Consider the following 11,465-nt stretch of genomic DNA (forward strand, 5'->3'; position numbering starts at 1 on the left):
TAGAAGTTTTCGGTCTACTGAAAATTATCAAAGCAGAATCAGAGCAAACGCACGGTATTTCTGAAACCCTTACGGCATAAGAATATTGATGAAAAAATCGGCTCAATTGAAAAACGTCGAAATCCTTGCTATTAAAGGATTATTATACTTTAAATGCGTTTACCTTGATTTTAGCTACTATCGTAAATTTACTTAATAATGCTAATATCAATCTGGAATCTGGTTCTATACATTTGTAGCTTCATATAGACACTGTTATAAAACTACTAATCGCTATGCACATTAGTATTCCAGACAATCTCAAGAAGCAGTTTCATGTTGCTTGTGCTGGTTACAAGCACTTGATGCCGAATTAATTATTGATACACCTGGGGTAGAAGACTTAAGTGAGCGCCGTGCTGCTTTTACATTCGATGTACTAAGTCAGCGTGATGCAGTTGTTTTACTTACTAATGCAACAATACCTTTTAGCAGAACAGAAGGAGTAAATGTATGTCTATTCAACCATTTAATAAAGAAATAGCTCTCTGTCTTGCTTATGCTTCTAAATATACTTACAGGTTAAGTATACCTATACCTGAAACTGTCAAGGAAGAAATATCTAAAGATAGCAAAATATTTGAAGTTGAGCCATTTTCTTACAGCCGCGGCGATCTATCAGGCTTTATAGGATATTTTCAATATAAAGATAACAAATATATAACCATAGCATTTCGAGGGTCAGAAAATATTGTAGATTGGGTTACAAATTTTCAGTTTACACAGGCAGAAGATTTTATTGGTCAAGGAATGGTTCATTCTGGCTTTGCTAATTTAGTTGACAAGTATTATAGCGAAATAGAGAAGCTAATTGAAATTAAAAAAAACAATAAAAACTTGAGGTTATTCTTAACTGGGCATAGTCTTGGTGGAGCAATAGCTATTTTAATGGCTACTAGATTTTCACCTTCTATTGTAGAAGCTGTCTATACTTATGGAGCACCTCGTGTTGGCGATCAAGTTTTTGTTAGTTCATATCAGCCAATTCATTATCGTGTTGAATATGGCAATGATATAGTACCACATTTGCCAATTAATCATCATGTAATTCGTTTAGTTTTAAACAATGACTTCATACCAATTGGATATCAACATACTGGTATTCTCAACTATCTAGTAAAAGGTCAACAAAAAATTGAAAATTTGACTGGATGGAAGAAGAGACTTGAAAACGAAATACTGATGGGAAATTTAAGACATTATTTAAGCTTAAAAGCTATATCAGAAAATCACTCTATAGACAGATACATTGAACATATAAAAAAATGCTTGTATTTAGATAAACAACCTATAAAGCTTGAACTTTTACATAAAGAAAATACAGATGAAAAACAATATATTGATGTTTTCATTAATAAAGCTATAAAATTAGCTGAATCCGTTTCTTGTACTGATGTTGTTACTGAACTTCAGAAACTTAAAAAATCTTGGCAATTACCAGGCTTTCGCTTAGGGTTTATTGGAGAGATCAGCCGTGGTAAAAGTACCTTAATCAACCGTTTATTAAACCGAGATATACTTCCCGTCAGAGCTATACCTACTACAGGGTGCTTGATTTCAATTGTTGCAGGTAAACAAGAATGTTTAAAAGTTCCTTCCTCTCAAAATGAATGGAAAACTAGGACAATAGAACAATCCTCATGGAGCGATCTGTTAGCTAATGATCGGGTTAGTGGCAAGCAAAATGGAAGAACTGAAGTTTGTTTAACTGTTGTTCATCCCTGGCTACAAACTACTGATATTCAACTAATTGATACACCAGGGGTAGGAGATTTAAGTCATCGTAGTACTGCCTTAATATCCGATGTATTAAGGAAGTGCGATGCTGCTGTTATTCTTATTAGTGCAACATCACCCTTTAGCATGACAGAAGCGATCTTTTTGGAACAAGAAGTTTTAGGTCGTCATATTCCTAATGTCCTTGTTGCTGTTTCAAACCTAGACAGAATTTCTCAAGTAGAAGAAAAAGTAAGTGTACTTGAGTCTATCAGTAACCGAGTCATGGAAATCTCTACAGAAATTCCTATTCTTCCTTTACATCCACTTGAGCCTACTACTTTAGAAAATGATGCACTTAAACGAGTGCGAACTCAGATTGAACTAATGGCGAGTAAAGGAAAGCGTCAGATATTGCGCGAAAGAAAAGTATTAAATCAACTGATACATTATCTAAATCTTTTAATTGAAATTGGTCAATCCGTAACCTCGATTGAGCTTAATAATGCAACAGACAAGGAAAAAGTGTTAAGCCAAGCAGATCAATACATAAAAAAATCTCAGCTTGCTTGGGAAGATATTTTTTGTAATTTAGAGAAACGGCGTAAACAGCATGAAGATAAATGGAATCAAAAAATTCTCGATTTAAAAGAAGAGTTGAAAGTAGAATTATCCAGGCAGATACATAATTCCAAGAATATTAAAAACTGGTCAGAATCAGTTATGCCTAAGTTTCTTAAACATCGACTTTCACGTTTTAAAAAAGAGCTGGAAGAGGATACTTTAATGGCTATATCTGATAATTTTAAATGGTTAAAAGATGAAATAAACAAAAATTTCACACAACAAATAGTTGCAAAAGATATTGATTTACCAGACTTGAAAAATTTTCAAATTGATACCGACTATTCTTCCATTGTAGCTGAGCTACCTACAGTCATTGGAATGATGTTCGGAGGTGTTATAGGAAAAATTATTGAATTACTTGGTAATCTGTCTATCATTAATATAAGAGATCAACACAGACGAACTTTGGAACAGAAACTGGATGAACGAATAGAACAAGTTGTTGATGAGTATTGTCAAAATCTATCAAAACGTCTTATGGAAATTTATGGACAATTAATACAGGAAACGAAAAAGAATCACGCAGTTTGGCACACAGCTTGGGAAAGCAGCTTAAAAACAACTGTTAATGAGGGAGGTAAAGATCAATGGGAAAATTTAATTACTCAGGCATCTGCCTTGAAGGAAGAGATTCAATCTTTGATGTAGGATGCTCCTGACATTACTGGCTCTGAATAAGAAGAAGACTAATCCCAGGATTAGTTACCCCATTTACTTCGCCAGTACATATTGCGAAATCATTTTCTCCCCTCTGCGTTTTTCAAAAATTGAGATGCTCCCGAAGAAACAGCCTGAGAAAGGAATTCAAGGACTGTGATAAATACTAAAACTCAAGAAACTATAGATGAACTGGATGCTTTGACGGATGTTGAAGACCACTTACAGTTTGCTGCAAATATAATCCAGGGAGAAGAGATTTCTGCTGCGTTAAAGAGCGAAATTGACTCTCAAATTAACCAAATTCAAAAGCGATGTGGTGATCCCAATCTCTATTTAGCAGTTATTGGGGAATTTTCTAGTGGCAAGAGTACTTTTATCAATGCACTACTGCGAGATGATTTGCTCAAAACCTCAGTCTTGCCAACCACAGCTGCTGCTACTAAACTGCGCTACGGTAGTTGCCTACAAGTCGAAGTACAGCTTGGCGGAACTCGCCCAGGAATTGTAAAAACCCGTGTAGATAGCCAACAAATCACTATCCCGTGGTTACTTGGAGTTAATGGTATTGATACTCGAGAGTTCATTCACGTCCTTACTGCCAAAGATGAACTTGCTAAAGATGTGAAGCAACTTACTATTACCCACCCTGCTCTGTTTCTTGCCAATAGTATTGTCATTATTGACACATCTGGAACTAATGCCACCAATGCGCTACATGGAGAAGTTACCAGAAAAGTTATAGAGAACGAGGCTGATGCAGGAATTATTATTATTCCGGCAACCATACCTTTATCCCAGAGCCTAGCTAGTTTTTTGGGGGATGCTTTGCGACCGTTTCTGCATCGTTGTGTGTTTGTAGTCACACGTATGGATCAGATTAGGCAGAGGGAACAGAGTGATGTGTTGAATAGCTTACGATCGCGCCTCGTAGAACAGCTTGGCATTAAACCACCAATTTTATACAGTTGTTCCGCGCAAGTCGTGATGGATAATATCACAGGTGAAGAACCAGTACCACCAGATTTACTTGTGTGGAAAGAGAGATTTGAACAGCTAGAAAAATTAGTCATTAATCGCTTGTGTCGAGAGCGTTTACTCGCCATATCAGAAAATGTCTTGCGTCTTTTGACACGATTATTTGAGCAGCTAGAGGGAAATTTGCGATCGCAGTGGGAAAATTATCAGCACCGTCAAGAAGCAATTAAACGAGAAATCATCCCGGATCTTGTCTTATTTACTGCTGAACAGCAGCTGTTGTGTCAGCGAATGCTTGACGACGCTATCTCAACAACGATAGCAAATAGTAGTCAGTGTGTTGAAAAATATCGAGACAAAACTATATTAAAAATATACAACGCCATCTTCAATGCTGAAGATTTACAGGCGCTAGAGAATGTTGTCAAAAATGAGGCGGAATCAATCCTTGAAACAGATCGAGATGAACTACAACAGGAACTGCAAGACAAAATTAAGAGTATCTCACAAGCAGCAATAGGAGCCAGTCGTGAGTTTGATAGCAAATTTTTTGAGGTGTATAGTCGGCTACAGACACTCGGAGGAGGGTTTGAAATTCAGAACACTATGCATGATGGTGTGCAAATCAACACATCTGATGTTTTTACTTCTATGCAATCACTTCAGGAACAGATGGACACTAAAGATGGTTTTGTTACAGTTGGAGGAATAGCTACTGGAATTGTAATCGGCACTGCTATCTTACCAGTTGTGGGTACAGTCATAGGTGGTTTAGTCGGTCTAATTGTATCCGGTGGGATTATGGGTGCTTCCTTAGAGAAACGCAAGCAGCAATTGTGGGACAAACTGCGCCCTTCACTGGATTCTCACTTTAACAGTGTGAAGGGCAAAACTCAAGATGAAATACAAACCTACGCACGCAGCGTCAGTAATTTCCTCAAACAGCATATTAACCAATACATGGCTCAATACAAGGCAACTGTTGAGGGGATATTGCAAGTACAAAAAACAAAATTGCAGCGTTTGACTAACTTGCAGACAACTATGCAAGCGGATCTCCAAGAAATAGACAGACGACGGAAATCTTTATCAGCAAAGCAACAAAGGTTAGCAGCAATTGAAGGTAAGTAAAGATGTCGAGGATTTTCTCAAAGCGTAAAGTGTTTTTGACAACCGATTAGTAGTTGTCGATTTCTCCACTCAGAAAGTTTAGTAATAGGAGAATTTTATATGATGATTGATCAACATCCTATGGATCTCAGTCAGTATCTTGACTCTTGGCTGCACCAAAGTTCGCTACTGGCAGAATCCTGTTCTGTTGCAGAGATAGTTTCCCAATTGCAAACGATCGCAGAACGCTTGCATTTTCCTGGGTTTCGACTGGCTGTTGTTGGTGAATTTAGTCGTGGTAAAAGTACTTTGCTGAATCGATTGTTGGAACGGGATCTGCTACCAACGGGAGCATTGCCAACTACAGCAACTCTAACTACTATTACCCCTGGCACAGAAGACAGCATGGTAGTTAGTTTTGACAGTAGCCCAGAAGTACATCGAGAAATAGATGCTGCTTCTTGGAACGACTTGGTAGTAACTGACTCAGACGGCAAAGAGCAGGAAGTATTGGCTAAAGTCCAGATCACCCTAGTTCATCCTTGGCTAGAAGCACTGGATGCTGAATTAATTGATACGCCAGGAATTGGAGAACTCAATACTACTCGCGCGGCGATTGTCTTTGATTTACTTAGTCAGTGTGATGCCACAGTACTGTTAGTTAGTGCCACGCTACCCTTTAGTGTGACGGAAGCTGCCTTTCTGGAACAAGAAGTGATTGGTAAGCACATTCCCCGGATTCTAGTCATTGTATCTAAATTGGATACCATTCAACATGAACAACGAGAAGAAGTAATAGCTGTCACTAGAGAACGGATAGCCCAAATTTCGGCAGATATACTAGTTTTACCATCTTATCCAGTAGATGAAAATACGAACGACACCGAAGCAATAGAGGCAGTGCAATCGCAAATTACTGCTATGGTAGCAAGAGGCAATCACAAAGTATGGCGCAGTCAGCAGGTAGCAAAACAACTCATTGATATATTGGCTCAGTTGATTGATATAGGTTCTGTGGCGATCGCATCTGCAAAAATGAGCGCTGCTGAATACGAACAGGCACTAAAAAAGGCAAAAGCAGCAATGCGAACTGCTGAACTTCAATGGGAACAAATTCGCTTAGAACTGGATCGGCGACGTATTCAGCACGGACAAACATTAAAGGAAAATCTTTTTAGTAGCAAAAGCAGGCTCATAGAAGTACTGAACCAAGAATTGAGTCAGACAGATAATCCCAAAACTTGGTGGGAGCGTGAGTTACCTTTGCGGCTGCGGCGGGAGTTATTTTCTTTGGGACAGAAATCCGAAGAATTCCTGCTTCAGGAAATTGCTGATGATTTTGACTGGCTAACAGCAGAAGTATCTCACACATTTTCTACTCAAATGACTCAGCAATCAAGTCAAAAACAGGAAAATCTAGAGATAAAGCCTAACTTGCCACAGTTGGAAATGTCTCCCATTCAGGGTTACCGCTGGTTAACAAGACTTGGCGGTGGTGTTGCAGTAATTGGTAGCTATCTTACAGGAGGGGCAGCGGTGATGGCGATCGCTCTCAGTCTGGGTGCAGCTATTTTAAGCGAACAATTCCTCAGTGACAAATTAGAAGAACAGCGACAACAAGTAGAGAAAAAATTGGAACTTTCTATAGACAAGGCATTTAACGAATATTGCGAGCGGATCTTTGAGCGACTACGCCAGATATACCAGCAAATAGCAGAAGATATCCAACGCCAACAACTTACCTGGCAATCTGCCAAAACGGCTGCGATTGAAGTAAGTCATCCAGACTCCGATGAACAACCTTGGCAACAAATGCTTGACAAAGCCTCTGCTTTGAAACAAGAAATCCTCGCAGCAGTAGAAACGTCCAACCATTAATTCCTGTTTCCATCTGTTTGAAATTCTGAAATTTTTTGGAGGTTAATTATGATTCAGACTAGTCCCCATGAACAGTTTGACTTGTTTCAACAACGGCGGAAAGCTTTAGTTGCTCTCATTGGGCGTCAGCTAGATGTATTAGATTCCTTGGATATGAAAGGTTGGCAAGAAACACTGCATAAGTTGGAAACTCGTGTTCAGGCAGACAGCTTTAAAGTACTAGTTTTAGGAGAATTCAAACGCGGTAAAAGCACTTTTATTAATGCCATGCTAGGCGCTGAAGTTTTGCCTGCTTATGCAAAGCCTTGTACCGCTATTATTAATGAGGTTAAATGGGGAGATCCCGAACGTGCTTTACTGCATTACACTAACTCTACAGATAATGGAGTAAAGCCAGCCAAGGAAATTCCCATTGATAAAATCGAAGAGTATGTGGTAATTAAAGAGAACGTAGGTGAAATCAAAGAAAATCCTTACGAAAAGTTAGAGCTATTCTGGCCTTTAGAAATTTGTAAAGATGGTGTGGAGATTATTGACTCTCCTGGACTGAATGAGCATGAAATTCGCCAGAAAGTCACAATGGATTACTTATCCACTGTTGATGCTGTTCTGTTTGTTCTCTCTTGTGAAGTTCTCGGTTCCCAAAGTGAACTTAATTTCATAGATAATAATTTGATTAATATGGGACATGAAGATATTTTCTTCATCTGCAATCGAATTAACCAAATTAGACCCAAAGAAAGAGAAAGTATCAAACAATATGCTTTCTCCAAACTAGCTGATCGTACAAAACGTGGTAAAGAAAGTATATTTTTTATTGATGCTCTTGGTGCGTTGGAAGGTCGTCTAGAACCAGATGAGCAGCGATTGAATCAATCTGGTGTACCTGAGTTGGAAGTAGAGTTAGCAACATTTCTCACTACACAAAAAGGACGACTCAAAATTCTCCAACCTGCCAAAGAAGTCAAAAGTGCAATTCGTGAGGCAAGGCGGATAATTCCTGAGCGAGAAACACTCCTACGCACCGATTTAAAAATTTTGGAAGAACGATATGAAGCTGCTCAAGAACCATTGAGATTACTAGAATTGGAACGTCAGCAAATAATTACCCGTGTATCTAACTTTATTGCTGATACCAAGCCATCTATACATCAAAAAACACAGCAGTTATATCAGGAATTGGCTGAGACAAAAATCACAGAGTGGATGAGAGAATATGAAATTAAAGAGCCAGTTAAATTTTTGAAGTTTGAATGGGTGACTTCACAGATAGAAAAAGTAGTCGAAGAAGTTAAAAACTATCTTGCTAACAGGATAGAGACAGAATTTGCTACATGGCAATCTTCAGAACTACAACCATTTTTAACTGAGCGATTACAAAACCTCATGCTTGAATTAGAGCAAAGAGCAGAAGCATTTGTTAGAAACGTAGAAGATTTACGCGTTGATTTAATTGCTGGTACTTCTGCTTCCCAAGATACAATCACATATCAAGAAGCAAAAGTGTCTTTACTTGAGCGTGTTCTTGCTGCTGCTGGAGGCTATTTGTTGGGAAATGCTGCTGCTGGTGCACTGGGAGCAGCTTTTGGTTTTCAAGAAATGGCGAAAGGTTTAATTGCACAATTCGCTTTATTTGCTGTAACTTATGCCTTTGCTGGTCTCAATCCGTTTATTCTGATTCCAGCTATGGTTATTGGCGGTCTTGTTCAAGGTGCTTGGAAAATTCAGTCAACTAATGACAAAATTAAGGCAGCAGTCACTGAGAAATTTATCAACCAAATTCGTACAGATAGTTTCCAAAGAGCCGACGAACTCAGCAATGCCGTCGTCCAGCAAATAGGCAAGATTAAGGATGCTGTTGACCAAGAACTCGGTCAGGAAATTCAAAATATTCGAGACCAAGTAGATTCTATATTGTCAGAAAAGCAAAAAGGGCAGGAGAATGTCGAACAGAAACTGCATGAGTTAGCATCTATTCGCAAAAATTTAGATGCAATTGACAATGAATTAGATGAACTAATTACACAAGTAGCCACCATGTAAAGGACTTCTCCATCGTAAGTTGGATATTTGTGATGAGTGAATGAAGGGAATGCAATACGGTTCAGTTAGCGCCAAAAGCCTTAAAGTGTGTAGCTGTTCGAGATTTATCTTTGGATGCGATCGCGGCTGAAACATTAAATCCTAATCATCAACTTGTAGCTTATTGATAGTATTCTCAATTAACTTGATTGCGATCGCCATCAAGCTAGAAGTCTTCCTTCGGATACCAGCCAATGTCACTCACTTCTCGAAATTAAAAATTAAAAATTAAAAATTCAATCCCACGACTTAAGCCGTGGGCTTGGAACTCTTGACACCTTGTGCCCATTCACTATGGACTAAGATACAGTAGCTAACGATGCTAAAGCATCTGGTATTGCCTCAGAAGGGGCCTGGAATTCTCCAGTGATGACGTACTCTAAACGCAGTTTTAACCAAGTAATAAATTGAGGATTTGTAGAAATAATTGCTACTGCTGGTTGGGGACACTTTGCCTTTAGCTCTTTAAACTCTGGTGTTTCCAAGAAAGCTGGTTGCTCAACCAACCAAAAATCTATTTGTTTTTCTTGTTCGTGGTAGTTTCGGGTGCGTTCTTTGAGAACTTCGTGTATCGGTTCTTCTTGGAGAAGAAAGCGTTCACTTGCCAAAACGTAATGGTATGTTTGCATTTTCATCCTTTGGTTGCTATGTGAATAATTTCAGGGCACAGTGACTCTGTACCCTTACAAGCTAACTTTTGTGGGATTTCTTGAACCAAGAACTGAACGGACAAGCACTTTTCTGGTTTTCAGATTTTATCTGTTTGCCACCAGATGTTAGCTTTTCCAAGAACAGATTATTGTCAAAATAGTGTTCTAAGGAAATAATCTTCAAGTCATCGGTAACTTTTGCAATGCTCATGCCGATAATTTCTAGCGTCTCTCCAGTAGGTGCATGGTCTTTGTATTCTCCGTTAAAATGTCCCCAATGCCGCCATTTAAATGTTACATTCGGTGGCCCTGAGAAAACTTCCAGCACTTCCCAAGGAAATCCTTGGGGAAATGTTGTGTGGAAGACTTTTGCGGATGATTCAAAGCTTTCTTCTGAAGCCTTGTAATGCTCTGAATCAGCCATAAATAAATTGTAAGTACCTTGGGCTGATACATCTGCTGCTGTGTACTTTACTCCACCATTGGTACTGACGCGAAACTGTTCATTAATAATAGATAACCACTGTTGCGGGTTAGCTTTGAATGATACCTCCATCTCAAAGGTTCGCACCAAGTTTTGTACGATCGCTTCTAGTGTACCTTCAAGGTGATTGTAAATACTTTCTTTGGCAAGATTTTCTTTGGAACGCGAATAATCAGGCGGTGTCTGATAGCGCCACTCGACATCAGTGCTTTCTGCTATCACCTTATCTCTATCTTGTACCCAAAGCGGCAGGTCATTAGATTGTGTTGCGCTCATAGAAGTTTTTGCTGAAGATTTGATCCCAATTTCTAGATTTCGCAGTGACAACCCCTCTTTTGGGAGTGCTGAGTGCTGAGTGCTGAGTGAGGAGTGAGGAGTGATAAGTTATTCTACTTGTCCCCCAATTCCCCATGCCCCATGCCCTATGCCCCATCCCCTCTTATTGCTTGTTTCATTTCCCGGACTGCTCTTTCCATACCTACTAATGCTGCCCGACTGATGATGGTATGACCAATGTTTAGTTCTTCCATGCCTGGAAGCGCAGCCACCGGATAGACGTTCCAGTAGGTGAGTCCGTGACCAGCGTTGACTCGCAATCCGGCTTGAATCGCTTGCTCACAACCTTTAGCTAATATGGCTAATTCTCGCTGGCGATTTGTTTCATCCTTAGCCTCAGCATATTGTCCGGTGTGTAATTCAATAAACTGCGCCTGTACCTTGACAGATGCTTCAATTTGTGCTAATTCAGCATCGATAAATAAACTAACTGGAATGCTAGCGCTTTGCAATTTATCGACTATTTCACCTATTCTAGCAATTTGCCCGACAATATTTAGTCCGCCTTCTGTTGTGACTTCTTCGCGCTTTTCAGGGACTAAGGTAACGTAATCTGGTTTGATATCGAGAGCGATCGCTAGCATTTCATCTGTAGCTGCCATTTCTAAATTCAGATGCGATCGCACTGTTTGCCGCAACAGTAATACATCCCGATCTTGGATATGCCGGCGATCTTCGCGCAGATGCACCGTAATTCCATCTGCACCCGCTAATTCTGCCAGTACCGCCGCCGCTACCGGATCTGGTTCCACCGTCCGCCGCGCTTGCCGGATGGTGGCAATGTGGTCAATGTTAACGCCAAGTGTAGGCACCCCAAATTTCTCCCAATTCCACATTCCTTAGAACTTGATTTTACCGGAAATAGAGGTAGTTTTGCTTAAGAAGCTACAGACAGATTACACACGTGA

7 protein-coding genes are annotated in these 11,465 nt (G+C 39.5%); 4 read left to right on the forward strand and 3 right to left on the reverse strand.

Annotated elements, in window-relative coordinates; all coding sequences use genetic code 11:
• Positions 1–492: 492 nt before the first annotated feature.
• The 4 genes from V7K41_RS14810 (at position 493) to V7K41_RS14825 (ending at position 9,048) form a co-directional block, all read left to right on the forward strand.
• The gene (locus tag V7K41_RS14810; RefSeq protein ID WP_334849251.1) at positions 493–3,030 is read left to right on the forward strand and encodes a lipase family protein; all 2,538 of its coding nucleotides are present in this window, start codon (positions 493–495) and stop codon (positions 3,028–3,030) included.
• A gap of 165 nt (positions 3,031–3,195) precedes the next feature.
• Positions 3,196–5,148, forward strand: a complete 1,953-nt coding sequence (locus V7K41_RS14815; RefSeq protein ID WP_334849252.1) for a dynamin family protein — start codon at positions 3,196–3,198, stop codon at positions 5,146–5,148.
• A 99-nt stretch (positions 5,149–5,247) separates the two neighbouring features.
• A complete protein-coding gene (locus tag V7K41_RS14820) occupies positions 5,248–7,005 on the forward strand; it encodes a dynamin family protein (RefSeq protein WP_334849254.1) in 1,758 nt (585 codons plus the stop codon).
• A 48-nt stretch (positions 7,006–7,053) separates the two neighbouring features.
• Entirely contained in the window at positions 7,054–9,048 is a 1,995-nt protein-coding gene (locus V7K41_RS14825; protein ID WP_334849256.1) for a dynamin family protein, read from the forward strand.
• 338 nt (positions 9,049–9,386) lie between these two features.
• On the opposite strand, the gene V7K41_RS14830 is transcribed toward V7K41_RS14825, so the two are convergent.
• The 3 genes from V7K41_RS14830 to V7K41_RS14840 form a co-directional block, all read right to left on the reverse strand.
• The gene (locus tag V7K41_RS14830; protein ID WP_334849259.1) at positions 9,387–9,716 is read right to left on the reverse strand and encodes an MgPME-cyclase complex family protein; all 330 of its coding nucleotides are present in this window, start codon (positions 9,714–9,716) and stop codon (positions 9,387–9,389) included.
• Positions 9,717–9,777: 61 nt separating this feature from the next.
• Positions 9,778–10,497: a SnoaL-like polyketide cyclase gene (locus V7K41_RS14835; protein WP_334849261.1), complete on the reverse strand. Its 720-nt coding sequence runs from the start codon at positions 10,495–10,497 to the stop codon at positions 9,778–9,780.
• A 146-nt stretch (positions 10,498–10,643) separates the two neighbouring features.
• On the reverse strand, positions 10,644–11,369 hold the full coding sequence (locus tag V7K41_RS14840; protein WP_334849263.1) for a pyridoxine 5'-phosphate synthase: 726 nt from the start codon (positions 11,367–11,369) through the stop codon (positions 10,644–10,646).
• Between the last annotated feature and the right edge of the window lie 96 nt (positions 11,370–11,465).

Origin of the sequence: Nostoc sp. (assembly GCF_036917415.1) — a bacterium.
In the GTDB taxonomy this organism is placed as follows: Bacteria; Cyanobacteriota; Cyanobacteriia; order Cyanobacteriales; family Nostocaceae; genus Nostoc.